This window comes from gamma proteobacterium symbiont of Axiagastus rosmarus (assembly GCF_059730925.1).
Genome location: NZ_AP035925.1, coordinates 575,331 through 601,825 on the forward strand (window position 1 = coordinate 575,331; position 26,495 = coordinate 601,825).

General features: G+C 57.3%; 32 protein-coding genes, 1 tRNA gene and 1 pseudogene. 25 read left to right on the forward strand and 9 right to left on the reverse strand.

Annotated elements, in window-relative coordinates:
* Nucleotides 1-3 precede the first annotated feature (3 nt).
* The 19 genes and pseudogenes from AC6I8F_RS02780 (at nt 4) to AC6I8F_RS02870 (ending at nt 12,894) form a co-directional block, all read left to right on the forward strand.
* Nucleotides 4-378, forward strand: coding sequence for a DNZ54_00345 family protein (locus AC6I8F_RS02780; protein ID WP_498028475.1), 375 nt, complete (start codon nt 4-6; stop codon nt 376-378).
* Nucleotides 375-725: pseudogene (locus AC6I8F_RS02785) on the forward strand (Rz-like lysis system protein LysB); the annotation flags it as partial. The gene AC6I8F_RS02780 and the pseudogene AC6I8F_RS02785, both read left to right, overlap by 4 nt.
* Nucleotides 646-966: an Rz1-like lysis system protein LysC gene (gene lysC / locus AC6I8F_RS02790; RefSeq protein ID WP_498028476.1), complete on the forward strand. Its 321-nt coding sequence runs from the start codon at nt 646-648 to the stop codon at nt 964-966. The pseudogene AC6I8F_RS02785 and the gene lysC, both read left to right, overlap by 80 nt.
* Nucleotides 899-1,366, forward strand: a complete 468-nt coding sequence (locus AC6I8F_RS02795; RefSeq protein ID WP_498028477.1) for a phage tail protein — start codon at nt 899-901, stop codon at nt 1,364-1,366. Before lysC ends, AC6I8F_RS02795 begins: the two co-directional genes overlap by 68 nt.
* The gene (locus tag AC6I8F_RS02800; protein WP_498007933.1) at nt 1,363-1,812 is read left to right on the forward strand and encodes a phage virion morphogenesis protein; all 450 of its coding nucleotides are present in this window, start codon (nt 1,363-1,365) and stop codon (nt 1,810-1,812) included. The genes AC6I8F_RS02795 and AC6I8F_RS02800 overlap by 4 nt, the downstream gene beginning before the upstream one ends.
* Nucleotides 1,813-1,881: 69 nt before the next feature.
* Nucleotides 1,882-2,472 carry a phage baseplate assembly protein V gene (locus AC6I8F_RS02805; protein WP_429278532.1) on the forward strand — a complete coding sequence of 197 codons (591 nt, stop codon included), beginning with the start codon at nt 1,882-1,884 and terminating at the stop codon, nt 2,470-2,472.
* Entirely contained in the window at nt 2,469-2,819 is a 351-nt protein-coding gene (locus tag AC6I8F_RS02810; protein ID WP_498028478.1) for a GPW/gp25 family protein, read from the forward strand. The genes AC6I8F_RS02805 and AC6I8F_RS02810 overlap by 4 nt, the downstream gene beginning before the upstream one ends.
* A 4-nt stretch (nt 2,820-2,823) precedes the next feature.
* Nucleotides 2,824-3,732, forward strand: coding sequence for a baseplate assembly protein (locus tag AC6I8F_RS02815; RefSeq protein ID WP_498028479.1), 909 nt, complete (start codon nt 2,824-2,826; stop codon nt 3,730-3,732).
* Nucleotides 3,725-4,333: a phage tail protein I gene (locus tag AC6I8F_RS02820; protein ID WP_411672562.1), complete on the forward strand. Its 609-nt coding sequence runs from the start codon at nt 3,725-3,727 to the stop codon at nt 4,331-4,333. The genes AC6I8F_RS02815 and AC6I8F_RS02820 overlap by 8 nt, the downstream gene beginning before the upstream one ends.
* Entirely contained in the window at nt 4,330-5,562 is a 1,233-nt protein-coding gene (locus tag AC6I8F_RS02825) for a phage tail protein (RefSeq protein WP_498028480.1), read from the forward strand. Before AC6I8F_RS02820 ends, AC6I8F_RS02825 begins: the two co-directional genes overlap by 4 nt.
* Nucleotides 5,562-5,954, forward strand: a complete 393-nt coding sequence (locus AC6I8F_RS02830) for a tail fiber assembly protein (protein ID WP_498028481.1) — start codon at nt 5,562-5,564, stop codon at nt 5,952-5,954. Before AC6I8F_RS02825 ends, AC6I8F_RS02830 begins: the two co-directional genes overlap by 1 nt.
* 309 nt (nt 5,955-6,263) lie before the next feature.
* Nucleotides 6,264-7,433, forward strand: coding sequence for a phage tail sheath protein (locus AC6I8F_RS02835; protein ID WP_498028482.1), 1,170 nt, complete (start codon nt 6,264-6,266; stop codon nt 7,431-7,433).
* 12 nt (nt 7,434-7,445) lie between these two features.
* The gene (locus AC6I8F_RS02840; protein WP_498028483.1) at nt 7,446-7,955 is read left to right on the forward strand and encodes a phage major tail tube protein; all 510 of its coding nucleotides are present in this window, start codon (nt 7,446-7,448) and stop codon (nt 7,953-7,955) included.
* 62 nt (nt 7,956-8,017) lie between these two features.
* Complete coding sequence (locus tag AC6I8F_RS02845) at nt 8,018-8,296, forward strand: phage tail assembly protein (protein ID WP_498028484.1); 279 nt, start codon at nt 8,018-8,020, stop codon at nt 8,294-8,296.
* A 32-nt stretch (nt 8,297-8,328) separates the two neighbouring features.
* A complete protein-coding gene (locus AC6I8F_RS02850) occupies nt 8,329-8,454 on the forward strand; it encodes a GpE family phage tail protein (protein ID WP_071778604.1) in 126 nt (41 codons plus the stop codon).
* The gene (locus tag AC6I8F_RS02855) at nt 8,444-10,906 is read left to right on the forward strand and encodes a phage tail tape measure protein (RefSeq protein WP_498028485.1); all 2,463 of its coding nucleotides are present in this window, start codon (nt 8,444-8,446) and stop codon (nt 10,904-10,906) included. The genes AC6I8F_RS02850 and AC6I8F_RS02855 overlap by 11 nt, the downstream gene beginning before the upstream one ends.
* A gap of 3 nt (nt 10,907-10,909) precedes the next feature.
* The gene (locus AC6I8F_RS02860) at nt 10,910-11,437 is read left to right on the forward strand and encodes a phage tail protein (protein ID WP_498028486.1); all 528 of its coding nucleotides are present in this window, start codon (nt 10,910-10,912) and stop codon (nt 11,435-11,437) included.
* Complete coding sequence (locus AC6I8F_RS02865; RefSeq protein WP_498028487.1) at nt 11,434-12,606, forward strand: phage late control D family protein; 1,173 nt, start codon at nt 11,434-11,436, stop codon at nt 12,604-12,606. The genes AC6I8F_RS02860 and AC6I8F_RS02865 overlap by 4 nt, the downstream gene beginning before the upstream one ends.
* 69 nt (nt 12,607-12,675) lie before the next feature.
* Nucleotides 12,676-12,894, forward strand: coding sequence for an ogr/Delta-like zinc finger family protein (locus tag AC6I8F_RS02870; protein WP_498028488.1), 219 nt, complete (start codon nt 12,676-12,678; stop codon nt 12,892-12,894).
* A 47-nt stretch (nt 12,895-12,941) separates the two neighbouring features.
* Here the strand turns inward: AC6I8F_RS02870 and AC6I8F_RS02875 are convergent, their stop codons facing one another.
* The 3 genes from AC6I8F_RS02875 to AC6I8F_RS02885 form a co-directional block, all read right to left on the reverse strand.
* Complete coding sequence (locus AC6I8F_RS02875; protein WP_498028489.1) at nt 12,942-13,349, reverse strand: hypothetical protein; 408 nt, start codon at nt 13,347-13,349, stop codon at nt 12,942-12,944.
* Nucleotides 13,350-13,506: 157 nt separating this feature from the next.
* Nucleotides 13,507-13,582: transfer RNA gene (locus AC6I8F_RS02880), tRNA-Ile, on the reverse strand.
* A gap of 196 nt (nt 13,583-13,778) precedes the next feature.
* Nucleotides 13,779-14,561 carry an SDR family NAD(P)-dependent oxidoreductase gene (locus AC6I8F_RS02885; RefSeq protein ID WP_498028490.1) on the reverse strand — a complete coding sequence of 261 codons (783 nt, stop codon included), beginning with the start codon at nt 14,559-14,561 and terminating at the stop codon, nt 13,779-13,781.
* A 136-nt stretch (nt 14,562-14,697) separates the two neighbouring features.
* Between AC6I8F_RS02885 and AC6I8F_RS02890 the strand changes: the two genes are divergently transcribed.
* From AC6I8F_RS02890 to AC6I8F_RS02900, 3 genes are all read left to right on the forward strand, one after another.
* On the forward strand, nt 14,698-15,285 hold the full coding sequence (locus tag AC6I8F_RS02890; protein WP_264250501.1) for a TetR/AcrR family transcriptional regulator: 588 nt from the start codon (nt 14,698-14,700) through the stop codon (nt 15,283-15,285).
* Nucleotides 15,282-15,797, forward strand: a complete 516-nt coding sequence (mug, locus tag AC6I8F_RS02895; RefSeq protein WP_141496450.1) for a G/U mismatch-specific DNA glycosylase — start codon at nt 15,282-15,284, stop codon at nt 15,795-15,797. Before AC6I8F_RS02890 ends, mug begins: the two co-directional genes overlap by 4 nt.
* Before the next feature lie 88 nt (nt 15,798-15,885).
* Complete coding sequence (locus AC6I8F_RS02900; RefSeq protein ID WP_282954820.1) at nt 15,886-16,647, forward strand: substrate-binding domain-containing protein; 762 nt, start codon at nt 15,886-15,888, stop codon at nt 16,645-16,647.
* A 48-nt stretch (nt 16,648-16,695) separates the two neighbouring features.
* On the opposite strand, the gene rpoD is transcribed toward AC6I8F_RS02900, so the two are convergent.
* From rpoD to rpsU, 3 genes are all read right to left on the reverse strand, one after another.
* Nucleotides 16,696-18,540 carry an RNA polymerase sigma factor RpoD gene (gene rpoD / locus AC6I8F_RS02905; RefSeq protein ID WP_021509630.1) on the reverse strand — a complete coding sequence of 615 codons (1,845 nt, stop codon included), beginning with the start codon at nt 18,538-18,540 and terminating at the stop codon, nt 16,696-16,698.
* Between the two features lie 378 nt (nt 18,541-18,918).
* The gene (dnaG, locus tag AC6I8F_RS02910) at nt 18,919-20,664 is read right to left on the reverse strand and encodes a DNA primase (protein ID WP_215787145.1); all 1,746 of its coding nucleotides are present in this window, start codon (nt 20,662-20,664) and stop codon (nt 18,919-18,921) included.
* Between the two features lie 118 nt (nt 20,665-20,782).
* Nucleotides 20,783-20,998: a 30S ribosomal protein S21 gene (gene rpsU, locus AC6I8F_RS02915; RefSeq protein WP_001144069.1), complete on the reverse strand. Its 216-nt coding sequence runs from the start codon at nt 20,996-20,998 to the stop codon at nt 20,783-20,785.
* A gap of 281 nt (nt 20,999-21,279) precedes the next feature.
* Here rpsU and tsaD point away from each other — a divergent pair, with 281 nt between their 5' ends.
* The gene (gene tsaD, locus AC6I8F_RS02920) at nt 21,280-22,293 is read left to right on the forward strand and encodes a tRNA (adenosine(37)-N6)-threonylcarbamoyltransferase complex transferase subunit TsaD (protein WP_031280133.1); all 1,014 of its coding nucleotides are present in this window, start codon (nt 21,280-21,282) and stop codon (nt 22,291-22,293) included.
* Nucleotides 22,294-22,323: 30 nt separating this feature from the next.
* Here the strand turns inward: tsaD and plsY are convergent, their stop codons facing one another.
* Complete coding sequence (plsY, locus tag AC6I8F_RS02925) at nt 22,324-22,923, reverse strand: glycerol-3-phosphate 1-O-acyltransferase PlsY (RefSeq protein ID WP_021509626.1); 600 nt, start codon at nt 22,921-22,923, stop codon at nt 22,324-22,326.
* A gap of 107 nt (nt 22,924-23,030) precedes the next feature.
* On the opposite strand from plsY, the gene folB reads away from it, so the two are divergent.
* Nucleotides 23,031-23,390, forward strand: a complete 360-nt coding sequence (folB, locus tag AC6I8F_RS02930; protein ID WP_021509625.1) for a bifunctional dihydroneopterin aldolase/7,8-dihydroneopterin epimerase — start codon at nt 23,031-23,033, stop codon at nt 23,388-23,390.
* A 191-nt stretch (nt 23,391-23,581) separates the two neighbouring features.
* Nucleotides 23,582-24,400 (forward strand): undecaprenyl-diphosphate phosphatase, encoded by an 819-nt coding sequence (bacA, locus tag AC6I8F_RS02935; RefSeq protein WP_031280132.1) that lies wholly within the window; start codon nt 23,582-23,584, stop codon nt 24,398-24,400.
* Nucleotides 24,401-24,418: 18 nt separating this feature from the next.
* Here the strand turns inward: bacA and AC6I8F_RS02940 are convergent, their stop codons facing one another.
* Nucleotides 24,419-25,651 (reverse strand): multifunctional CCA addition/repair protein, encoded by a 1,233-nt coding sequence (locus tag AC6I8F_RS02940; RefSeq protein WP_104188250.1) that lies wholly within the window; start codon nt 25,649-25,651, stop codon nt 24,419-24,421.
* Nucleotides 25,652-25,792: 141 nt separating this feature from the next.
* Nucleotides 25,793-26,416: a TIGR04211 family SH3 domain-containing protein gene (locus AC6I8F_RS02945; protein ID WP_010618709.1), complete on the reverse strand. Its 624-nt coding sequence runs from the start codon at nt 26,414-26,416 to the stop codon at nt 25,793-25,795.
* Nucleotides 26,417-26,495 lie beyond the last annotated feature (79 nt).

A 26,495-nucleotide genomic window follows, 5' to 3' on the forward strand; every position in this document is an offset into this window, starting at 1 on the left:
TGAATGAAATTTGTGAACACGACGTGGTTTGTGATCGGACTGTGCATTTCGCTGGTCATTGCTGGCATTCTGCTGCCGGTCACGCATGCAATCTACCTGCTGGCTGCGGCTGTATGGGTTGAGTTTGCGTTGTGGGTGGCGATCAGCATTACCACTTTATATGCCAGAACTTACACAGGGATGGCTAGGCAAAAGATGCATCTGTTGTTGCATCACTTCTTCAGGCTTGCCGACGTTCTTCCACTTCAGTGGTATCACCGCACCTTCATTGGCGGGCTGTTATCCGGGGCTGACTGGAAAATTACTTCACTGGCCTGCCTGTTTGTCGCCATTGCAGGCGCACTGCTCAGCAGTGAGCGAACGGAAGCCAGCACATGAGCCGCATTATCGGCACGCTTCTGGCGGCGGCACTGATAGCGCTGGCGCTGACCGGCTGGCGCTGGTCGGTTGCCAGCGATGAGCTGGCGGGCGCGCAGCGCATCATCGGCACGCTGTCGGCGGGCATTGAGAGCCGCGACAAAGCGATAAGCCGGCTTAACGCTGAAAACCTGCAGGGCCAGAAACGCGAAGCCGCGCTGCGAATGATGCAGGGCCGCGCCAGCGCCAGCGCCCTGACCCGTGAAGCACAAATACAGAGGGAAACCGATGCAAGTCCGATACTGCGTAACTGGTCTGCTGCTGCTCTGCCTGACGATGTTATCCGGCTGCACGCCCGACCGGCCTTCGCCAGCGCCAGAGATTATCTGGATTGGCTGTCCGCGCGTGACAAGCTGCCCGGTGCCGGGAAACAGCCTGAAAACGGCCGGCGATCTGGCGGCGGATAACCGTCAGTTAGAAGCAGCGCTCGCCTCGTGCGGGCTGCAGGTAGAAATCATTAAAGACTGTCAGGAGCAACACGATGCTGAAACCCCAACTGCTGAGAAAGGTGCTGGCCGACAGCGTGCCGCTGCTGCAGCGCAACCCTGATAGCCTGAATGTGTTCATCGACAGCGGGCGCATCGTCTCCACGCTCGCTAACTCGCTGTCTTTTGAATATCAGTACCGGCTGAATATGGTGATCACTGATTACACCGATGATATCGACCTGCTGGTTGTGCCGATGCTGGAATGGCTGCGGGTGAATGAGCCAGACATTATGGCGACAAAAGAAAAGCAGCAGGAAGGCTTCACGTTCAAGGCTGACGTTATCAGTGATGCAGCCTGCGATATCAGCATTGACCTGCAGCTCAGCGAGCGGGTGATCGTCAGGCGTGTTGATGGCGCGCTGCACGTTGAGCACGTCGGCGAAAACCCACTGCCGGAAGATGACGCGCAGCCGGTACGGCTGTATGCGGGCGGTTCACTTATCAGTGAGTGGCGGTCATGAGTGAGCTGCAACTGGTTAATGACAGGCTGAGCGCGCTGATTAACAGCCTGTCGCCGTCAGCGCGGAAAGAGATGGCGCGTAAAATCGCTAAAAAGCTGCGAGCCAGCCAGCAGCAAAATATTAAACGCCAGCAGGCGCCGGACGGCACGCCGTTCAAGCCCCGCAAGACGCAGCCGGTGCGCAATAAAAAAGGCAGAGTTAAGCGAGAGATGTTCGCAAAACTCCGCACAGCAAAGTACATGAAAGCGCAGGGTTTGTCTGATGAAGCGGTGATCGCGTTTACCGGCCGCGTGCAGCGTATGGCGCGGGTGCATCATTACGGTCTGCGCGACCGGCCGTCACGGAACGGTAAAGAAGTCCAGTATGAGGCGAGACCTTTGCTGGGGATTAATGAAAGTGACCTGCAAATGATTGAGCAGGAAATTCTGACGCAGCTATCCGGCTGATCTGTTCTGCCATATATGAGCGGGCGGCGATTCATTGTTGCCCGAACCTGCCGGCATGAAACTAACTCCATGAACGAACAACTATCCGAAATGCTGCGCCTGCTGCGCAATCTGATCCGCATTGGCACCGTGTCCGCCGTAAATCTGGACGCCGGGTTATGCCGCGTGGATACGGGAAATAACACAACCGGCTGGCTGCACTGGCTGACCGCCCGCGCGGGTAAAACACGTTCTTGGAACGCACCGTCAGTGGGTGAGCAGGTGCTCGTGTTATGCCTGGGCGGCGAACTCGATACCGGGTTTGTGCTGCCGGGCGTTTACTCCGACGCCAGTGCTGCCCCCTCTGCATCGGCTGACGCGCTGCACTGGTCATTCCCTGACGGCGCAGTGATTGAGTATGAGCCTGCAACCGGCGCGCTGAGCGCAACCGGCGTAAAGACGGCAACCATCAAGGCAGCAGTGAAAATCCTGTTCGATTCGCCAGAGGTTGAGTGCACGGCGCTGCTTAAAACCGCGCAGCTGGAAGTCACGCAGGGCGGCAGGATGAGCGGCGATATTGAGCATGTCGGCGGTAAGTTCAGTTCTAATGGTGTCGTCGTGGATGACCATGATCACGGCGGCGTACAGCGTGGCGGCAGCAGAACGGACGGCCCTAAATGACAACCGCTAAATATACCGGCATGAACCGGGAGACCGGCGCGGCGCTCACCGACCTTGAACATATTCGCCAGTCGGTGCGCGACATTCTGGTTACGCCGGTTGGCTCCAGGGTGATGCGTCGCCGCTATGGTTCGCTGCTGTCGGCGCTGATTGACCAGCCACAGAACGCAGCGCTGCGCCTGCAGATTATGTCGGCCTGCTACGTGGCGATCCTCCAGTGGGAGCCGCGCGTAAAGCTGAGCGGCATCAGCTTAGAAACCTCTTTTAACGGCAGCATGGTGGTCGTGCTGACCGGCGACCGCGCTGACACCGCGCAGTCATTTTCCTTAACCGTTCCCGTGAGCTGAAAACATGGCAATTATCGACCTGAGTCAGCTGCCCGCGCCCGACGTGGTGGAAACGCTGGACTACGAAGCGCTGCTTGCTGAACGCAAAGCCACGCTGATTTCACTCTATCCGGCCGAGCAGCAGGACGCCATCGCGCGCACGCTGTCGCTGGAGTCCGAGCCCATCGTTAAGCTGCTGCAGGAGAATGCCTATCGCGAGGTGATACTACGTCAGCGCATCAACGAGGCGGCAAAGGCCGTTATGGTGGCGTACGCGCTCGATGGCGACCTTGACCAGCTCGGCGCCAACAACGGCGTTGAGCGCCTGACGATTACGCCTGCAGATCAAGCGACCATTCCCCCGACGGAGGCGGTAATGGAAAGCAACGATGATTTCCGCGCCCGCATCGCCGCTGCCTTTGAGGGGTTGAGCGTGGCAGGGCCAACTGGCGCATATGAGTACCACGCGAAAAGCGCCGACGGCCGCGTGGCGGATGCGTCCGCCATCAGTCCGTCGCCCGCGGTGGTGACCGTAACGATTCTTGCCCGCGACGGTAACGGAACGGCGGCGGCTGATCTGCTGGCTGTGGTCGACGCTGCGCTCAACGATGAAGACGTGCGCCCGGTTGCCGACCGGGTGAGTGTGCAGTCGGCTGATATCGTGAACTATGAAATTGAGGCGGAGATTTATCTCTATCCGGGGCCGGAGGCGGAGCCTGTTCGCGCCGCGTCCGAGGCTAAGCTTGCCGCCTACGTCACCGCACAGAAGCGGCTCGGTCGTGATATCCGGCTGTCAGCGCTGTATGCCGCCATGCACGTTGAGGGCGTACAGCGCGTGAACCTGATTAAGCCTGCCGCCGATGTAGTGCTGGATAAGACGCAGGCCGCGTACTGCACCGGCTACTCGCTGACTGTGGGAGGCTCGGATGAGTGATCGCCTGCTGCCGACCGGATCCTCGCCGCTTGAGGTGGCCGCAGCCGAAGCGCTGGCAAGCCTCGGCGCCATAAACGTGCCGCTGCGCCAGCTGTGGAATCCCCAGACATGCCCGGTTGCGTTGCTGCCTTATCTGGCGTGGGCGTGGTCGGTTGACCGCTGGGATTCAGCCTGGCCTGAATCGACAAAACGCGCCGTAGTTGCCGCCTCGCAATACGTGCACCGGCACAAAGGCACTATTGGCGCTATCCGCCGCGTCGTTGAGCCGCTGGGCTATCTCATCCGGGTTGTCGAGTGGTGGAAAACCAATGAGACACCAGGCACGTTCAGGCTTGACGTGGGCGTGCTTGATACCGGCATTACCGAGGAAATGTATAACGAGCTGGAGCGCCTGATAGCCGACGCGAAGCCCTGCAGTCGCCACCTTATCGGGCTGTCAATCAACCTGGACGCCAACGGCGCGCTACCGGTTGCCGTTGCCAGTTACAGCGGCGACGAGCTGACCGTTTATCCCTACACACCTGAACTTATCAGCGTCGGCGGGCCGGGTTATTCCGGCGTGGCGCTGCATCTTATTGACCTGACGGAAGTGAGCGCATGACGACAAAATATTTTGCCCTGCTGACCAATCAGGGCGCGGCTAAGCTGGCGAACGCCGCCGCACTCGGCACTAAAGTTAATATCACCTCGATGGGTGTCGGCGACGGCGGCGGCACGCTGCCAACGCCTGACGCCGCACAGACTAAGCTCATCGGCGAGAAGCGCCGTGCGCAGCTTAATTCACTGACCGTTGATGCGGCCAATAGCAGCCAGATTATTGCCGAACAGATTATTCCCGAAAGTGAGGGCGGTTTCTGGATTCGTGAAATCGGCCTGTACGACGCCGACGGCGTGCTGATTGCCGTTGCTAACTGCCCGGAGACTTACAAGCCTCAGCTGGCCGAAGGCAGTGGCCGAACGCAGACCGTGCGCATGATTTTAATCGTGAACAGCACAACAGCCGTCACGCTGAAAATTGATCCATCAGTCGTGTTGGCAACGCGCAAGTATGTTGATGACGCCGTGATCGAGGTGAGGGCCTATGCTGACAGCGTAATGAAAAGTCATATCGACGCTAAAAACCCACACAGCCAGTACCTGCAGATCGCAAGCGCCCTGGCAGAAATCAAAGAAGCCGGGCTGGTTGCTGACGTTCTCAAAAACCTCGGTATTAGCGAAAAGTTTTCCGGCAGGTTTATTGACCGGAAATTTTTCACCACGCCGGGCAGCATCTCCTATAAGCCCACTCAGGGCACAAAGCGCATCAAGATTATCCTCACGGGCGGTGGCGGGCGTGGATACGGCTTCCTCGGGTGGGGGTCAAACTATACATCGCGTGGTGCAGGAGGCGGGGCTGGAGGGACCGTGATCGCCTGGCTCAATGTCGATGACACGAAAACGTATGCGGGGGTAGTGGGTCGGGGGGGAGATGACACAGTGACACCAACAAGCACTACTTTTAATGGCACTCTGACTGCCGGAAATGGATCTTCTCCAGCAACGGGCGGTGATGGGGGACGGGGCGGGCTGGCTGTTGGTGGAGACCTGAATATTCAGGGCGGTGATGGCAGTGATGCGCCTGGCATTATTTCTGACACCACGAACGTCTATCGAGGCGGGTCCGGGGATGGCGGTGTCAGCTACTGGGGCGGTGGCATTCGCTCAGGGGAATCAACAAACACGCTCCGTCAGGCTGGTTACGGGTCTGGCGGTGGCGGAGCAATTCGTTCGACACCGTTTGTCGGCAATTTTGGTTGTCACGGTGTGATTTATCTTGAGGAGTACAGCTGATGAAAACGTATGCCCGCATTGAAGAACAGCGCGTCGCGGAGATCGTGTCGCTGGATGTTAAGCCGGAAAAGCTCTATCACCCTTCGCTGGTTTGGGTGGATATCAGCGCGGTTGAGGCGCCGCCGGACGTTAATTTTATCTATCGCGATGGCGTGTTCACGGCGCCAGTGATTGAGGCCGAGGATCTCGTTTATCTTGCGGCAAGCCGGCAGGCTGCTGAAATGGAGGAGGCCAGCCGGTTAATGGCACCATTGCAGGATGCAGTAGATATCGGCAAAGCAACGCAGGAGGAAATCGCCCGCCTCAATGAGTGGAAAGAATATCGCGTCATGCTGAACCGGATTGATACCACGAAAGCCCCGGATATTGACTGGCCTGAAAAGCCCGCCTGAGATAAAGCCCGCATTGCAGCGGGCTAGTTTTTATTGCGGTTTCTGCGGCCAGATTATGGCCGGCGCTTACTCAATATTCACCACCTGCACACCCTGAATGTATTTCATCCATGCAACGAGTGACGCCTTATCCATATTGGTGAACGGCGCGACGCTGCAGCACGCTGCGCTTGTGCTGCGGCACATACTGGCCGATAGGCAGCAGCAGATTATTAATTCTGTCTGCTGACTGACCAGCAAACCCCCATCAGATGCACAGCTAAGCCTGACCTGACACCCTGAGCACACCCTCAAAACGGAGTGCATCAGATGTCTGATTATCATCATGGTGTCCGTGTCGTCGAAGTCAACGACGGCACGCGCACCATTGCAACAGTATCAACAGCAATCGTCGGCATGGTCTGCACCGCGCAGGATGCGGATGCGGCAACCTTCCCGCTGAATACGCCGATTCTTATCACCAACGTGCAGGCCGCCGTCGGCAAGGCCGGCAAAAAAGGCACGCTCGCAGCAGCGCTGCAGGCTATTGCTGACCAGTCAAAACCCGTCACCGTTGTGGTGCGCGTGGCCGAAGGCGCGGACGAAGCCGAAACAACGTCCAACATCATTGGCGGCACCGACGAGAATGGTCAGTACACCGGCATGAAAGCGCTTCTTGCTGCGCAGACGCAGCTCGACGTCAAGCCGCGCATCCTCGGCGTGCCCGGGCTGGATTCACTGGAGGTGGCAACCGCGCTGGCGAGCATTGCGCAGCAGCTGCGCGCCTTCGCCTACGTGTCAGCATGGGAGTGCAAAACCATTTCCGACGCCCGCCTGTACCGCCAGAACTTCAGTCAGCGTGAAATCATGGTGATCTGGCCTAACTTCCTCGCCTGGAATACCGCGGCTAACAAATCCGACGTGGCTTACGCCACCGCCCGGGCGCTGGGCCTGCGCGCCAAAATCGACAATGACACCGGCTGGCATAAAACCCTGTCCAACGTCGGCGTTAATGGTGTGACCGGCATTTCTGCATCGGTGTTCTGGGATCTGCAGCAGACCGGAACCGACGCAGACCTGCTCAACGAGGCGGATGTTACCACGCTCATCCGTAAGGACGGTTTTCGATTCTGGGGTAACCGCACCTGCAGCGACGATCCGCTGTTCCAGTTTGAGAACTACACCCGCACGGCGCAGGTGCTGGCCGATACCATGGCCGAGGCGCACATGTGGGCGGCAGACAAGCCGCTGACGCCGGTACTGGTGCGCGAAATCATTGCAGGCATTAACGCCAAATTCCGCGAGCTGGTGAGTGCCGGTTATCTGATCGGGGCATCCGCCTGGTACGACGAAAGCGCCAACGATAAAGACACCCTGAAGGCGGGCAAGCTCTTTATCGATTACGACTACACGCCGGTACCGCCGCTGGAAGATTTAACCCTGCGCCAGCGCATTACCGACACCTATCTGGCGAACTTCGCCGCATCCGTAAACAGCTGAGGAGCCGGATAAATGGCACTGCCACGCAAACTGAAGGCCATGAACCTTTTTAACGACGCTAACAGCTATCAGGGCGTCGTGACCGCCGTCACCCTGCCGAAGCTGGCTCGCAAGCTTGACCCGTTCCGCGCGGGCGGCATGAGCGGCGCGGCGCACATCGACAACGGCCTAGAAGATGACGCGCTTGATATTGAGTGGAGCATCGGCGGCATGGATGACCTGGTGCTTACGCAGTGGGGTGCGACTGCCGTGCCGCTGCGCTTTACCGGCTCTTACCAGCGCGACGATACCGGCGAGGAAATCGCGGTAGAGATTGAGGTGCGCGGTAAGCATCAGTCGTTTGATTTCGGCGAAGCCAAACAGGGCGAAGATACCGAAACCAAAATCACCAGTAAAAACACCTATTACAAGCTGACGTTTAACGGCAAAGAGCTGATCGAAATCGACACTATCAACATGGTGGAGAGGGTCAACGGCGTTGATCGCCTTGAGCAGCGCCGTAAAAACATCGGCCTGGTATAACCCCGGCGCCGGCGTCCTGAGGCGCTGGCTCTGCCTGACTACAGTGAACAGAGATAATGAACATGGAAAATAGTGAACATACCGTCGTACTTGAAACTCCGATTAAGCGCGGTGATACCGTGATCAGCCTGGTTGAGCTGATTAAGCCTAACGCCGGCGCGCTGCGTGGCGTGCGCCTGTCAGACCTTGCAGGTTCCGACGTGGACGCGCTGATGATGGTGCTGCCGCGTATTACTCAGCCGTCGCTGACGAAAGCCGAGTGCAACAACCTTGATCCGGTCGACCTGATTGCGCTCGCTGGTAAGGTGATCGGTTTTTTGTCGTCGAAGTCGGCGGAATAGAATGGCCCCCCGGTCTGACGGTTAATGACCTGATGGCCGACATTGCCACGATATTTCACTGGCAACCCTCCGAGATGTACGACATGCCGCTGGCCGAGCTGATGGGCTGGCGGCATAAGGCCTTTATCCGCAGCGGAGCAACCCCGGATGAGCAATAACCTCAAGGTGCAGGTGCTGCTGAAAGCGGTGGACCAGGCGACCCGGCCGTTTACCGCATTGCGCAAAGAAACCCGCAGGCTGTCAGGCGATATCCGCGAAACGCAGAACAGCATCAAAGAGCTCGACGCGCAGGCGGCGAAAATTCACGGCCTGCGTAAAGCAAATGCGCAACTGGCCGTGACCGGGCATGCGCTTGAAAAGGCGAAGCTCGAGGCCGAACAGCTTGCTACCCAGTTTAAAAACACCGAGCGGCCAACGCGTGCGCAGGCGCAGGTGCTTGAATCGGCAAAGCGCGCAGCTGATGGTCTGCAGAAGAAATACAACAGTCTTACCGAGTCGGTTAAACGCCAGAATCATGAGCTAGATGCGGCGGGCATCTCCACCAAAAGCCTGAGTAGCGAGCAGCAGCGCCTTAAATCCGCCTCGGCGCAGGCGACGGTCAGCCTGAGCCGACAGAAAATGGAGCTGCAGCGCCTGAGTCAGCAGCAGGAGCGGCTGAACCAGATAAGCGATCGCTACCGGAAAGGACAGGAGCTGTCGGGAAAAGTGCGCAACATGGGTGCGGCTGGCATCGGTGCCGCCACGGTCGGCGGTATGGCGGCGACGTCACTGCTGAGGCCGGGCTTTGAGTTTTCACAGAAGAACTCCGAGCTGCAGGCCGTGCTCGGCGTGGCGAAAGACTCAAAGGAGATGATCGCACTGCGCGCGCAGGCGCGTCAGCTGGGTGATACAACCGCCGCCTCTGCCGATGATGCGGCAGGCGCGCAAATCATTATCGCCAAAGGCGGTGGTGATGCCGCTGCTGTCGAAGCGGTTACGCCGGTTACGCTCAATATGGCGCTGGCAAACAAGCGCACGATGGAAGAAAACGCCGGGCTGCTGATGGGGATGAAATCAGCTTTTCAGCTCACTAATGACAAGGTTGCACACATCGGCGACGTGCTGTCGATGACCATGAATAAAACGGCCGCTGACTTTGACGGGTTGAGCGATGCGCTGACCTACGTTGCCCCGGTAGCGAAAAACGCGGGCGTCAGCATAGAACAGGCTGCAGCGATGGTCGGCGCTCTGCACGATGCCAAAATCACCGGCTCAATGGCCGGTACGGGAAGCCGCGCCGTACTGAGCCGGCTGCAGGCGCCGACTGGTCAGTCATTCAAGGCTATCAATGAGCTGGGAATTAAAACGGCAGACGGCAAAGGAAATACCCGTCCGATCTTCACCATTCTGAAAGAAATGCAGGCGAGCTTTGACCGTAACAGGCTGGGAACAGGTCAGCGCGCCGAGTACATGAAAACTATCTTTGGCGAGGAGGCCAGCTCATCGGCCGCCGTGCTGATGACCGCCGCCTCAACCGGCAAGCTCGACCAGCTGACCGCTTCGTTTAATGCCTCTGATGGTAAAACGGCCGAGCTGGTCCAGGTGATGCAGGATAATCTCGGCGGCGATCTGAAAGAGCTGCAGTCTGCTTATGAGGCTATCGGCACCGACCTATTTGATCAGAACGATGGCGCTCTGCGCACGCTCACCCAGGACACCGCGGCGCTGCTACTTAAGGTTGATGGCTGGATTAAAGCTAACCCTGAGCTGGCAGGTGGGATTGCAAAAGTCGCAATGGTCGGGCTGATTCTGGCTGGTGCGCTGGGCGCAATCGGGCTAATAGCCTGGCCGGTGATTGCGGGCGTGAATATCTTGATTGCCGGGGTGGGCTTCCTCGGTACGGCATTCAGCATCGCGGGCGGAGCTATTACGACAGCGCTCGGCGCTATCACACTGCCAGTTGTGGCAGTCGCGGCGGCAATCGTGGCCGGTGCGCTACTGGTACGCAAATACTGGGAGCCCATCAGCGCCTTTATTAGCGGATTTGCCGATGGGTTTACGGCTGCGATGGGGCCGATTGGTGATGCGTTCGGAAGCCTGACACCAATATTCTCGGCTGTGGGTGAAAAAATCAAAGAGCTTTGGGGCTGGTTCGGCAAGCTGTTGGAGCCGGTAAAATCCACTCAGGCAGAGCTGGCGTCAGCCGGTGACATGGGCAGGAAGTTCGGCAATATGCTGGCCGAGGCCCTGAAGATTCCGGGGCATGCGCTGGACCAACTGCGTAGCGGTATCGATTGGGTGCTAGAAAAGCTCGGCATCATCGACACGAAATCCGACGGTCTCAAAGATAAAGTGGTATCCCCCGACCCGATAGCAACCGGAGGTGCGGGCGTGGATACCGGTGGGCTGCAGTACAGCCTGGCAACAGGCGGTGCGCCCTATCGCCCTGTATCGTCTCCGTCTGCCGGTGGCGGCTATACCGACCGCAGCCAGAATACCTACCAGTACGAAATTAACATGCACGAAGGCATGACCAAAGACGACGCAATGGCGCTTATGGCGCAGCATCAGGCTAAAGAGCAGCGCAACCGTCAGGCGCAGAACCGCAGCAAAATGGGCTGGGAGGATTAAACGATGATGATGATTTACGGCATGATGCCGTTTATGCGGCAGACGCTGCCTTATGGCGAACTGCAGCACAACATTGACTATCGGTGGCCCACTAACAGCAGGTTTGGACAGCGGCCGGCCGCGCAGTTTATCGGGCCCGGTGATGAAAAAATTACGCTGTCCGGGGAGCTGCGCCCGGAGATTACCGGCGGTACGATTTCATTGCTGACTGTGCGCGTACTGGCCGATGAGGGCATGGCCTGGCCGCTGATTGGCGGAAACGGCACGATTTACGGCATGTACGTGATCGAGAGCATTTCCAACACGCATAGCGAATTTCTGCCAGACGGAACGGCCAGTAAAATCATGTTTACCATGAGTCTTAAGCGTGTGGATGAGTCGCTGACAGCTATGTTTGGCGATCTGAAAAAACAGGCGGACGGGCTTATCAGCGGTGCCGGCAATCTGCCGGGGCAGCTTACGTCTGCCATAAGCAGCGTTAAGTCAGCAGCGGGCAGTCTTATTACTTCTGCAAAAGGGCTTGCGGGATGACGGGTATCATCGGCCTGCCGGTGCAGGCAGGCGCACGGCTTACGCCTGATTTCATGCTGACGGTTAATTCAACGGATGTTACGACCAATATCCGTGATCGGCTCATATCGCTGACGCTCACTGATAACCGCGGCTTTGAGGCTGACCAGCTGGATATTGAGCTGGACGACGCCGACGGGCAGCTTGCCATGCCGGTGCGCGGTGCAGTGGTTGCGCTGTTTCTTGGCTGGAAAGGGCAGGCGCTGATCGGTAAAGGTAGCTTTACTGTTGATGAGGTGGAGCATCATGGTGCGCCGGATACGATGACCATCCGCGCCCGCAGCGCTGATTTTCGCGGCACGCTCAATTCTCGCCGGGAGGTGTCTTATCACGATACCACTTTAGGCGATATCGTGACGCAGATTGCCGGGCGAAATAACCTGCAGCCCATGCTGGCGGAGGGATTCGCCGGGATCGCCGTAGCCCATATTGACCAGACACAGGAAACAGACGCTAAATTTCTGACCCGAATTGCAACGCTATACGGGGCGGTGGCAGCTGTGAAAGCCGGGCGACTATTGTTTATAAGGCCGGGGAACGGCGTCACTGCCAGCGGGAAGCCTATTCCTCAGATGACCATCACCCGGCAGGACGGTGATCGACACACTTTCAGCATTGCCGATCGTGGTGCGTATACAGGTGTTTCGGCGAGCTGGCTGCATACGAAAGACCCGAAGCCTAAAAAGGTAAAGCTGCAGCGCAAACCCAAAATAAAACACCTGCGCGCACTTGAGCACCCCGCTGCAAAAAAGAAAAAAGCGGTAACGACAAAAACGCCGGAGGCCCGCGAGGGGGATTATCTGGCCGGCAGTGAAAATAACGTGTTTACGCTCACAACCGTTTATTCCAGCAAAGCAACGGCGATGCGTGCGGCAAAAGCTAAATGGGAAAAGCTGCAGCGAGGCGTCGCTGAGTTCTCGCTAACCCTTGCAATGGGGCGCGCCGATCTCTATCCGGAGACGCCGGTGAAAGTTCGCGGCTTTAAATCAGTAATTGATGCGCAGCCATGGCTCATCAGCAAAGTGACGCACAACCTTAGCGGCAGCGGGTACACAACGCAGCTTGATTTCGAAGTTTTGTTATCCGATGTTGAGTATCAGGCAGAATCAGATGATGATGATTCACAATAAGTGAAAAATTGTTGCTCATTTTGGTATTTAAGAGTATTAAAGCTACGAGCTTATAGGGAGACGCCACCGATGATGCATTGTCCGTTATGCCAGACCGCAGCACACGCTAAAAGCAGTCGATATATTTCAAAAGAAACAAAAGAGCGCTATCACCAGTGCCAGAACATCAATTGCAGTTGTTCTTTCAAAACGCACGAAACGTTAGCGATGATTATTGTATCGCCCGGCAAGGTCAATCGTGTGCCGATTTTCACCGGGCATGAATCCCAGCCATCTTTGCTGCATTAATTTGAGCAGCCCATAAAACCCCGCATTGGCGGGGTTTTTTGTGGGCGCTATTCGCTCCCCCTGAAAACGTGAGTATTGCCAAGCAGCAACGCTGTTGCGGGCTTATCCATTAACTTACCCATTTCATTACAGGTCGATAGTGGGTTTTCAAAGGAATATCCGCTGGCTTTAAATTTGTTTGTTACGTTGATGGCCTTGATATTTTTTAGGTAATTAGCAGGAACGTCTTTTGTCCAGATGGGGGCGCATATCCCGCTAGAGGTAATTGCTTTATAAGTTTCATCATCAACATTGGCGGCGGGTATCACAATAATTAGCTGATCTTCCTTTTGGCTGACTTCCGTCGGTTGCCAGGGCTTAAGTTTTTTTTTGAGGGTGATCACGTCTGAAGCTTGCGCCGCAGCGACTGAAGAGAATATTAACGCAGAGCAGATCAGGGCTAAGTGTAATCGCATTATCAATCGTCCTTTTGAGGTGAGTTTGTCTGGCGATTCGATCGGGGGAGGGTGGCGGCGGTAAAAATGCACCGCCACTTTACCGCCACTCAAAAAACCAGATACAAAAAAACCGCTTCGATGAGCGGCTTAACTATATGTTTTTTATGATTAAATTTGGTGGCCCCTGCTGGGTTTGAACCAGCGACCAAGCGATTATGAGTCGCCTGCTCTAACCACTGAGCTAAGGGGCCAGCGGAGCGGGGATTATAAAGTATCTCGGTGGGGCGATCCAGCGTTGCTCAATCGGTTGATGAAAATTCCCGCAATCACTGAGTCCTTGATCTCACAGCAAAAAATCCCGAAGCCCTGACAGATGCGCGCAATAAACGCCCACTGCTGTCGCGTTTTTGAGACAAGGCTTGCTGCCTTGTCTCAGGATGCGCAGGTTCAGCGATAGCGCGTGGCGGGCTTATTCAGCGAGATAAACGGCAGGATGGCGCCGCGCGCCTGCTCAAAGCTTTGCCACAGGCCCATATCTTCCACCGAAGGGATAGTGATCGCTTCGCCGTCATCCAGACCGCGCAGCGCAGCGGCGACTAAGTCATCGACCTCCATCACCATCTCTGCCGGCAGGTCATCCACCGAGCGCCCGGTGCGCTGGAAAATCTCGGTGCGCGTCAGGCCCGGCAGCAGCGCCTGCACGCGTACGTTGTGGCCCGCCAGCTCACGCTGCATGTTACGCGTCAGCGAGAGCACAAAAGCTTTCGTCGCATTGTAGGCCCCGTTTGCCTGCTCGTTGACCAGCGCCAGTACCGACGCCACGTTCACGATGGTGCCCGCGTTGCGGCTGCGGAAAACCAGTGCGGCCGTGTGCGAGAGCTGCGTCAGCGCCACCACGTTCAGTGCCAGCATGGTTTGCGTCTGGTTGATGCTGGCGTCGATAAACTCGCCTTCCACCGTCATGCCCGCATTGTTGATCAGCGTGGTAATACGCGTATTGTCCCGCAGCTCGCTATCAATACGCGCCAGATCCTCATGGCGCGTCAGATCCGCGGCCAGCACGCTGACTTCCACGCCGTGCGCTTCGTGCAGCGACTGCGCCAGTGCGCTCAGGCGTGCTGCATCGCGCGCCACCAGAATCAGGTCGTTGCCGCGTGCGGCCAGCTGTTTAGCGTAAGTTGCGCCGATACCGCTGGAAGCGCCGGTGATTAAAGTCAGTTGATGTGACATGGAAAAGCCCTCTGTATGATGGTCGTCATATTAGTGTGCTGATAATATGACGACCATCATATCTATCGTCAAGCTGGAATATGACGATCGTAATAATTACACTGATTGCCATTAACGATGAGCAGGGTAACAACCGATGGAAAAGCTAAGCCATAAGGCGCGCACGCGGCAGCGCATTCTGGAGGAAGCGGCGGTGGTGATGCGCGAATGCGGCACCGAAGGCATTGGCGTGGCAGCGCTGATGAAGCGCGTTGGCCTGACGCACGGCGGGTTTTATGCGCACTTTGCCTCACGTGAAGCGCTGGTCGAAGCGGTGATTAGCGAGATGTTTGCCGACTCGGCGCAGCGTTTTGCCGCCGTGCTGGCGATTGAGGATCCGGCTGAACGGCTGAACCAGTGGATCGACCGCTATCTGTCGGACCAGCACTGTGGCGCGCCGGGCGAGGGCTGTCCGATACCGGCGCTGGTCAGTGAAGTGGCGCATTTACCGCCGGATGCGCGGGCGCTGTTTTCAACGAAGCGCGAAGCGGTGCGGCGCCAGCTGGTGCAGGCGCTGCAGCAGCTGGGGCATGCGCAGGCGGAGAGCATCGCCAGCAGCATGCAGGCCGAAATGGTCGGTGCGCTGGCGCTGGCGCGCGCCTGCACTGACGAGGCGGAAGCGCGCCGGATGCTGGAGGTGACGCGTCAGGCAGTCAAACTGCGCGCCGGGCTGGTGACAGCATGAGCGATCACGACATCCGCGACATCATCGCGCCCGATTTGCAGGTGCTGTTTTGCGGCATCAATCCGGGCAAATCCTCGGCGCATACCGGCTTTCACTTTGCGCATCCCGGCAACCGCTTCTGGAAGGTGATTCATCAGGCCGGATTTACCCGCGAACAGCTGCTGCCGGAGCAGGAACAGCGGCTGCTGGAGACCGGCTGCGGCATCACCATGCTGGTAGAGCGCCCCACCATTCTGGCCAGCGAGCTGGCGGGCGCGGAGCTGCGCGACGGCGGTGCGCGTCTGCAGGAAAAGGTGCTGCGCTTTCAGCCGCGCGCGCTGGCGGTGCTGGGTAAGGATGCGTTTCAGAAGGCATTTCGTCAGCGCAATGTGGCGTGGGGCGAGCAGCCGCAGCTGCTGGGCGAAACCCGCTTATGGGTGTTGCCCAATCCCAGCGGATTAAACCGCGCTTCGCTGGAGGAGATGGTCGCCGCTTATCGCCAGCTTCATGATTGGTTACAGAATAAGGCGTGAGCTGGCTCTGTTTCATCAGGTAATAACGTTGTTCATCGTTTTGTTTCTGGCTACACCGGATGCTCCACGCAAAAAAAGGAGCAGGGAGATGAAGCAACGCACCATGGTTCTGGCGGCACTGCTGCTGGCGGCGCAACCGGGCGTCCAGGCCGCAACGCTGAAGGTATTCAGTTCCGGCGGTATGTACCCGGTGATTGAAAGCCTGAAGCAGGATTATCAGCAGCAGAGCGGTGACTGCATTGAGCTGGAAGCGGCGCCGTCGATGGGGGACACGCCGCAGGCGATTCCTAATCGCCTTAAACGCCATGAAAGCGCCGACGTGCTGGTGATGGTGGATTACGCCATCAAGCCGCTGGAGCAGGCGAAATGGGTGGATAGCGCCAGCCATCAGGTGCTGGCGCACTCGTACATCGCCATGGCGGTGAAGCAGGGCACCACGCCGCCGGATATCAGTACCGTCGCGAAGTTCAAACAGGTGCTGACCTCCGCCTCAAGCATCGCCGTGTCTGACAGTGCCAGCGGCAAATATATTCAGAGCAAGATGCTGGATAAGCTGCAGCTGGGCCCGAAAACGGCGGCGAAGATTACCGTGATTCCGGCCACGCCGGTGGGTGAGGCGGTCGCGCAGGGCAAAGCCGAGCTGGGCTTTCAGCAGAACAGCGAGCTGAAGGCGGTGAAAGGCATTACTATCGTGGGACTGATTCCGCCGGCGGCACAGCAGGATACGCTGTACGGTGCGGTGATCACGCGCAGCAGCCAGCAGCAGCAGGCCGCGGCGAAGTTCGTGAAATACCTGCAGAGCGACAAGGCGCGCAGCGTGATGCAGGAGAAAGGGCTGACGCCATACTGAAGACAATAAAAAACCCCAGCTAGCCGGGGTTTTTACTGACCAGGACGATTAATCGTCGAGGAAGCTACGCAGCACTTCCGAGCGGCTCGGATGGCGCAGTTTACGCAGCGCTTTGGCTTCAATCTGACGGATACGCTCACGCGTTACGTCAAACTGTTTGCCCACCTCTTCCAGCGTGTGGTCGGTATTCATATCGATACCGAAACGCATACGCAGGACTTTGGCTTCACGCGCGGTCAGGCCAGCCAGCACGTCGTGGGTGGCAGAACGCAGGCTTTCCGAGGTCGCGGAATCCAGCGGCAACTCCAGCGTGGTGTCTTCGATAAAGTCGCCCAGATGCGAATCTTCATCATCACCAATCGGCGTCTCCATGGAGATCGGCTCTTTAGCGATTTTCAGCACCTTACGGATTTTATCTTCTGGCATCAGCATGCGCTCAGCCAGCTCTTCCGGCGTTGGCTCGCGGCCCATCTCCTGCAGCATCTGGCGCGAAATACGGTTGAGTTTGTTAATGGTCTCAATCATATGCACCGGAATACGGATGGTACGCGCCTGGTCGGCGATGGAACGGGTGATAGCCTGACGGATCCACCAGGTGGCGTAAGTTGAGAACTTATAGCCACGGCGATATTCAAACTTATCCACCGCTTTCATCAGACCGATGTTGCCTTCCTGAATCAGGTCGAGGAACTGCAGGCCACGGTTGGTGTACTTCTTGGCGATGGAGATCACCAGACGCAGGTTAGCCTCAACCATCTCTTTCTTCGCACGACGCGCTTTGGCTTCGCCGATCGACATACGACGGTTGATGTCTTTCACCTGCTCAATGGTCAGGCCGGTCTCTTCTTCAATCTGCAGCAGTTTCTGCAGCGAACGCATGACATCTTCTTCCACTTCCTGCAGTTTTTCTGACCACGGCTTATTCATGGCCAGTGCCGCTTTGAACCAGCTCTCACTGGTTTCATTACCGGTAAACAGGGTGATGAAGTTTTTCTTCGGCATTTTGCACAGTTCAACACACAGCTTCATGATCAGGCGCTCTTGCGTACGCACGCGCTCCATCATTTCACGCATGTTGTTCACCAGGTAATCGAACTGCTTCGGTACCAGACGGAACTGTTTGAACACTTCAGAGAGATTATTAATCTCGGCCACGGCGTCCGCATGGCTGCGGCCTTTGGCTTTGATCACGGTGCGCGTGGTTTCGTACTGCGTACGCAGGTCGTTAAACTTCTCGCGCGCCAGTTCCGGATCGATAGAGTTATCGTCGTCGGAGCTGTCGTCGTCGCTCTCTTCGTCTTCCTCTTCGTCGTCGTCGCGGTCTTCTTCTGACAGCTCAGAACCAACGTGGGTCGCGGTCGGTGCCAGATCTTCCTCGGCGTTCGGATCGACGAAACCGGTGATCAGGTCAGACAGGCGTGACTCGCCCGCTTCAACGCGATCGTACTGATCGAGCAGGTAGGTGATTGCTTCCGGATATTCGGCGACAGAGCATTGCACCTGGTTGATACCGTCTTCGATACGCTTGGCGATGTCGATTTCGCCTTCACGCGTCAGCAGCTCAACGGTACCCATTTCACGCATGTACATGCGAACCGGGTCGGTGGTACGGCCAATTTCAGATTCAACGCTGGATAATACCTGAGCGGCAGCTTCCGCGGCATCTTCGTCAGTATCGGTGCTGTTTTCATTCAGCATCAGATCATCGGCATCCGGGGCTTCTTCCACCACCTGAATACCCATATCGTTGATCATTTGGATGATGTCTTCGATCTGATCGGAGTCGACGATATCTTCCGGCAGATGGTCATTGACCTCAGCATAGGTCAGATAGCCCTGCTCCTTACCACGGGTGACAAGCAGCTTAAGCTGTGACTGCGGGTTTTGCTCCATAAGACGGTATCCACACTTCTGTTAATTAGATTGGTGTCGGTCGGCAGCGAGCCAACTATAACAGTGAAGGCGTTGTATTTTTGCCGCTGCCTTCAACGCGGCCAGGGCTTTGGCCCATCGTAAATCGGCACTCAAGCCGCTTAATATTCTGTCCGGGGCTAACTTACTTGCCATTTTCAATGCTGGCAGTGCTCGCAATCCTCACGTACGCCAGTACGCTCCGGTTGCTGCGCGCTGGCAGCCTTGAAACTGACAGCGATGTTAACGCCTCTGGTATGTATGCATTGCTTCCGGCTTCGCTTACAGCGTCCATAAACCAGAAACATCAGGCAAGAACGGCGGCGTTATCAGCCTTCATCATTCTGACCCGGTAAAATCTTATTTTTTGGCTAATGCCTGGCTTAATGCCCAGAATTCACGGCGTTCGGCGGCGCTCAGGCCTTCAGTCCGGTCGCGCGCAATCAGTGCTTCGAGGCGCTGCTCCAGCGCAGTATCATAGATGCTTGCCAGCGAGTCCTGGAACACTTCTTCCGCTTCGTCATCTACGATCATGTGGTTCCAGGTGGCCAGTGTTTCAAGGGGCTGGCTAAATTCTGTCCCGCGATATAACTCTAGTAGCTGTCCGGTGGTCAGGCCAGGATTCTCAGTACAACGGCGGACTAACTCCACAAACAGCGGCAATCCCGCTAATTTAGACTGCTCCAGCCCGTCCAGCGCAGGCACGATGGCGGCAAATTGCGGATTCTGCACCAGCAACGCAATCAGCACGCGCATGGTGGTGCGTTTCATCGGCGGCGCCACCGGTGCGGTACCGCTTTCCGCCTGCTTCGGCATCAGCTTGTCTAACTGGTTATCGTCCAGAATACCGAGTTTATTACCCAGCGTCTGACGCATATAAATCCGCAGCGTTTCGCCCGGAATCTGGCTAATCAGCGGCAGCGCCAGCGTCGCCAGCTTGGTACGGCCGTCGCGCGTACTCAGATCCACCTGCGGCATCAGGCTGTCGAACAGAAACGTGGAGAGCGGCATAGCCTGCTCCATCCGCGCTTCGAACGCTGCTTTGCCCTCTTTACGCACCAGGGTATCCGGGTCTTCGCCGTCGGGCAAAAACATAAAGCGTAGCTGACGACCGTCATTCATGTAAGGCAATGCGGTTTCCAGCGCACGCCATGCAGCTTCACGACCGGCGCGGTCGCCGTCGTAGCAGCAGATCACGTTATCGGTCGAGCGGAACAAAAGCTGGATATGTTCCGCTGTGGTCGAGGTGCCCAGCGAGGCGACAGCATAATCAATGCCGAACTGCGCCAGCGCAACCACGTCCATATAGCCTTCCACCACCAGCAGACGCGCCGGTTGCGGATGATTTTTTTGCGCTTCATACAGGCCGTATAACTGGCGGCCTTTATGGAAAATCGGTGTTTCCGGTGAGTTCAGGTACTTGGGCGTATCGTTGCCCAGCACGCGGCCACCAAAACCAATCACGCGTCCGCGCTTGTCGCGAATCGGAAACATCACGCGATCGCGGAAACGATCGTAGGTGCGGCCGCTGTCATTGCTGACCAGCATGCCCGCTTCCATCAGCGATTCACGATCTTCTTTCTGCTGACCGAAACGCTTCAGGACGTTGTCCCAGCCGGCTGGCGCATAGCCAATGGCAAAGTGATCGATCACCTGCTGGCTTAGCCCGCGTGTGGCGAGATACTGTTGTGCTGATTTTGCCTGCGGATTGCGCAGGCTCTGCTGATAAAAGCTGTCTAAACCTTCCAGCAGCTGATACAGGCTCTGGCGCTGATGGCGCTCCATCGGGCTCGGACCATTGCCCGCTTCGTACGGCACTTCTAAGCCGTGCTGCGTGGCAAGTTCCTCAACGCTCTCGACGAAATCCAGACGATCGTGATTCATCAGGAAGTCGATGGCGTTGCCTTTGGCACCACAGCCAAAGCAGTAGTAGAACTGCTTTTCACCGCTTACGGTGAAAGAGGGGGTTTTTTCGTTATGGAAAGGACAGCACGCGTGATAGTTCTTACCCTGCTTTTTCAGCTTAACGCGGGCATCGATAAGATCCACGATGTCCGTGCGGGCAAGTAAATCATTGATAAATACGCGTGGAATTCGTCCAGCCATAAGCCCCGGTTTTTCAGCTCATAAACGGCAACAAGCCGCGCTTCCTTTCGGAAAGCACGGCCTCTTACTTGACTCTGTCTGCGTTTAACACGCGGCGGAAGCGAACTTCCGAAAGAAATTAGTACAGACGAGTGCGGCGTGCGTTTTCGCGAGCCAGTTTCTTGGCGTGACGCTTAACAGCAGACGCTTTAGCGCGCTTACGTTCAGTCGTTGGTTTTTCATAGAACTCACGACGACGAACTTCAGCCAGAACGCCTGCTTTCTCGCAGGAACGCTTGAAGCGACGCAGTGCTACGTCGAATGGCTCGTTTTCACGTACTTTAATTACCGGCATGTAACTCTCACCTCGATAAAATTCGGTTTTTGCTGCTGACTGCGGCGCCAGCACTTTTCAAAATGGTGCAGCATTTTACTCCAGGCGCGGCTGGCTTGTAAAGCACCATGGACAATTTAGAACCAACAGGAGCGTTTGCCTGTGCGGCTGCCGGTTTTTTCAGGCCGTGGAGTATAGCGCACTCTTTGCGCGACAGAAAAACACTTTTTCGCGTGCGGAAGGGGGCAGGCGTCAGCCGGCCTGTGCTACACTGCGCGCCGCAAGAAGAGGGTGATAAAGCTATGCGAGTTCTGGGTATTGAAACGTCCTGCGATGAAACCGGCATCGCGATTTATGACGATGCGTCCGGTCTGCTGGCGAATCAATTATATAGCCAGGTGAAATTACATGCCGATTACGGTGGCGTGGTGCCGGAACTGGCCTCGCGCGATCACGTGCGGAAAACCGTGCCGTTGATTCAGGCCGCGCTGAAACAGGCGGGCTTGCAGGCCGGAGAGATTGACGCCGTGGCGTACACCGCCGGTCCCGGCCTGGTCGGTGCGCTGCTGGTTGGTGCCACCATTGGCCGCGCGCTGGCGTTCGCCTGGAACGTGCCGGCGGTGCCGGTGCATCACATGGAAGGCCATCTGCTGGCGCCGATGCTGGAAGACAACCCACCGGCATTCCCGTTCGTGGCACTGCTGGTCTCCGGCGGCCACACGCAGCTGATCAGCGTCACCGGTATTGGTGAATATACGCTGCTGGGCGAATCGATTGATGATGCCGCCGGGGAAGCGTTCGATAAAACCGCCAAGCTGCTGGGGCTGGATTATCCGGGCGGCCCGATGCTGTCGCGCATGGCACAGCAGGGCACGCCGGATCGCTTTAAGTTCCCGCGCCCGATGACCGATCGTCCGGGACTGGACTTCAGCTTCTCCGGCCTGAAAACCTTTGCGGCGAATACCATTCGCGAACATGACGGTGACGAACAGGCGCGCGCCGATATCGCCCGCGCCTTTGAAGATGCGGTAGTGGATACGCTGATGATCAAATGCAAGCGTGCGCTGGAGCAGACCGGCTTCAAACGCCTGGTGATTGCCGGCGGCGTGAGTGCCAACCGCACGCTGCGTGAACGCATGGCAACCATGATGAGCGCGCGCGGCGGCGAGGTGTTTTATGCTCGTCCGGAGTTCTGCACCGACAACGGCGCGATGATTGCCTATGCCGGCATGGTGCGGCTGAAAGGCGGCACGCGCGGTGAGCTGGGTGTCAGCGTGCGGCCACGCTGGCCGCTGGCGGAATTACCGGCCATCTGATGATAAAAAACCGGCTGCGCGCCGGTTTTTTTATTTCTTCTTTTTACGCTTCCACACGCGGTTTTCCTGACCGCGCCACAGGCGCTGAATATTGTCGTGATGGCGCAGTAAAATCAGGCATGACAGCATCGACACCGGAAAGGTGAACTGCGGCTTAAACCACCAGACATAAAACGGGGCAATTAACGCGCTGACGATCGCGCCCAGCGATGAGTAGCCGCTGAGCAGCACCGTCAGCAGCCAGGTGCCGGTCATCAGGCCGGTCAAATCCCAGCCAATCGGCGCGATGGCCCCAAACGCGGTGGCCACACCTTTGCCGCCGCGAAAGCGGAAAAATACCGGATAGATATGGCCAAGGCAGGCGGCGATGGCCGTGAGACCAAGATACATCGGCGTGACGTGCAGCCACCAGGCGATCCATACCGGCACCATTCCCTTCGCCACGTCGAAAATCAGTACCGCGGCAGCGGCGGCTTTACCGCCAATACGTAACACGTTGGTGGCGCCTGGATTGCCAGAGCCTGCGCTGCGGGGATCGGGTAAACCAGCGAGTTTACAAACCAGGATCGCACTGGAAATCGAGCCGCAAAGATACGCGAAAATAATCATACCAAGCGCGATAGCACTCATAGCTTCGTACCGTTCCTTTTGGGTCGTTTTGTTCTCGATAAGCGTGGATAATACGCATAATCCGCCGGAAGTGGTATCCGGCTAAGCCAAAAACAGAGAGTGACATCATGGATATCGTATTTATAGAACAACTCACCGTGTTCACCACCATTGGCGTTTACGACTGGGAACAGGGCATGCAGCAGAAGCTGGTGCTCGATGTCGAAATGGCGTGGGACAACCGTCAGGCGGCGGTGAGCGACGATGTGAACCACTGTCTGAGCTACGCCGATGTCACCGAAGCGATCCTCAGTCATCTGCAGGGGCAGCGTTTTGCGCTGGTCGAACGGGTGGCAGAAGAAATCGCCGATCTGTTGATGAATCGTTTCAAAACGCCCGGAGTACGCGTGAAGGTAGGTAAACCGGGGGCTGTCGCCCAGGCGGCGAGCGTGGGCGTGAGAATTGAGCGCGGGACTATTCCTAAATAAATCCTGCGTGATTGCCATCACAATGAAACCAAACCAAATTATGGTGTGTCTCAGTGGAGGCCGCTGCGCTGATGAAGGGGAAGTGACCGAAATCCTTAAGGTTTCCTTCAGCAAGGTGCAGGCATAATTTCAGGCGGTAGCGGTGCGCGACCGCCTTTTTACTGTTTAAAACGGATAGAGGGTAAAATTTGATGGCAGACATTCATCAGCTATGGGTAGCTGCAATCCTGGGGGTTGTGGAAGGCCTTACGGAGTTCCTGCCGGTCTCATCCACAGGCCACATGATTATTGTTGGCCATTTGCTGGGGTTCGAGGGTGAGAAGGCGGAAACCTTTGAAGTGGTAATCCAGCTGGGCTCCATCCTCGCCGTAGTGGTGATGTTCTGGCGCAGGCTGTTTGGCCTGATCGGCATTCACTTCGGCCAGGAGCGCCACGAAGGCGTCGGCAGCGGAAAACTGACGCTGATTCACATCCTGCTGGGTATGGTGCCGGCGGTAGTGATTGGCCTGGTACTGCATGACCAGATTAAAACCCTGTTTAACCCGATCAACGTGATGTACGCGCTGGTGGTGGGCGGCGTGCTGCTGCTGGCGGCGGAATATCTCAAGCCAAAGCAGCCGAAAGCGGTGGGCATTGATGACATCACCTATCGCCAGGCGTTTATGATTGGCTGCTTCCAGTGTCTGGCGCTGTGGCCGGGCTTCTCGCGTTCCGGCGCCACCATCTCCGGCGGTATGCTGATGGGCGTCAGCCGCTATGCGGCGTCCGAGTTTTCCTTCATCCTCGCGGTACCGATGATGATCGGTGCTACCGGACTCGATCTCTACAAGAGCATGGGCTTCCTGACGATGCAGGATTTCCCGATGTTTGCCGTGGGCTTCGTGACCGCCTTTATTGTCGCGCTGCTGGCGATCAAAGTGTTCCTTGAGCTGATCAAACGTATCTCGTTTGTGTCGTTTGCCATCTACCGCTTTATCGTCGCGGCAGCGGTTTACGCCATCTTTATGTAATGCGCGAGGCGCGGCCGGTTACGCTGGCCGCGCGTCGATTAACCCTTCCTGCAACGCCAGCACGCGCCGACGCGTCAGCTCTTCCCGCACCGCCGCGCCTTTGAAACCGGCCTCGACCACCGCTTTGGTGGGCACCGCCTGCGCCAGCGCAAACGCGCGCCGCAGATAATCGCCCTGCGGATAAGCCATGCTCTCCAGCGTCGTGCGCCCGCGAGCGTCGGCTTCGCTGGTCAGTGCCATCTTTTCCACGCGATCGGGCTTGCGCCAGGCGTCGATGCGGTCAAACAGCGCCACCAGCGCGTCAGCCGGCTGGCGTTCAATGGTGTGTACCACATCGTGAAACTCCGTCACCACCAGGGCCAGATCGCGCACCTGGTTCGGCACGCGCAGTCGCTGGCACAGCGCTTCAACAATCGGTACACCGGCCGGGCCGTGACCATGATGGCTCGGCCACTTCTCTGGCGGCGTCAGCGCTTTACCCACATCGTGGAACAGCGTGGCGAAGCGCACGTCAAGCTGGTCGGAGAGCGCTGCGGCCATGGTCAGCGTCATCAGCGCGTGGACGCCGGTATCGATCTCCGGATGCCACTTAACGGGGGCCGGAATGCCGTACAGGTTGTCGATTTCCGGGAACAGCACCTGTAATGCATCGCAGTCGCGCAGCAGCTGGAAATAGACCTGAGGATTGCGCGTCAGCAGCGCTTTTTCCGTCTCTTTCCACACCCTCTCTGCGGTGAGGTGCGCCAGTTCGCCGCTGTGCGCCATCTCGCGCATCAGCGCCTGGGTTTCAGGTGCCACGCGGAAATTGAGGTGGGCGAAACGGGCAGCAAAACGCGCCACGCGCAGCACGCGCAGCGGATCTTCATTAAAAGCTGCAGACACGTGACGCAGGGTACGCTGCTGCAAATCCTGCTGGCCATGATAAGGGTCGATCAGCGTGCCGTCAGCGGCCTGCGCGATGGCATTGATGGTCAGATCGCGACGCTGTAAATCCTGCTCCAGCGTCACGTCCGGCGCGAACTGGGTCACGAAGCCGGTATAACCGTTGCCGCTTTTGCGTTCGGTGCGCGCCAGCGCATACTCTTCGCGGCTTTCAGGATGTAAAAAAACCGGAAAATCCCGGCCCACCTGCTGATAGCCCTGCGCCAGCATGCTGTCGGGCGTTGCGCCCACCACCACCCAATCTCTATCTTTTACCGGCAAACGCAGTAAGGCATCACGCACTGCGCCACCGACCAGAAACGTCTTCACTCAACCACTCCAGAGGCAATCCACTTTTGCGTGCCGTGCACGCTTGTTACGTTATTGTTGCATACTTTGGCGAAAAAGCGGGCATGCCAAAAGGGGCATCTTACGATCCCCTCCAGGCAAACCACAAATGGCGTGGCGGCTTTAATTCATCCAGCGATCGTTTTTCTTGCGGCGCGGCACCATGTGCGGCAGCAGCAGACCGAGCAGTAGACCCACGCCGAGCACGCCGCCGCCATACATAAACCACTGCATGATGATGGTGCGCTGTTTGTCATCCAGCTGAACGTTAGCGGCGCTGACCTTCTTCTGCGCCACAATCAGCTCGTTGCGCAGCTTCTGATTCTCTTCTTTCAGGCCGTTGATGGTGCCGTCGCTGTTGGCCACCTTGTTCTGCATCTCTGACGTACGCTGATTCCAGCTGTTATCAATGTTCGCCAGTTTGTCGGTCAGCTCTTTGACCTGCTGCTCCAGCTGCGGCACGCGGGTGCGCAGGCTGGGGGAGGCGCTGAGCTGCGACAGCGGAATCCAGTTAGTTTTGCCTTCTGCATCGCGGATTTGCGCGTACTGCGAGTCATTATTGGTTTGCAGCAGCGTGACTTCCTCTCCGGCATTCAGCTTGCCAACCAGGCGATACTGATCGCCAGGGCCGCTGCGTACCCAAGTGGATAATTCGTCGGAGATGTAACGTTTTTCATCGGCCGCGTGGGCCGGTGCGATGGCGCTGAAAGCCAGCAAAGAGAGAGCGGCAAGTGTGATTTTTTTCATTCGATATCGTTTTTTCATGATGGGCGTAAATTTACCGGCACAGTCTGGAGTCGCTTCGCATAAATCTGAATGAGAACTA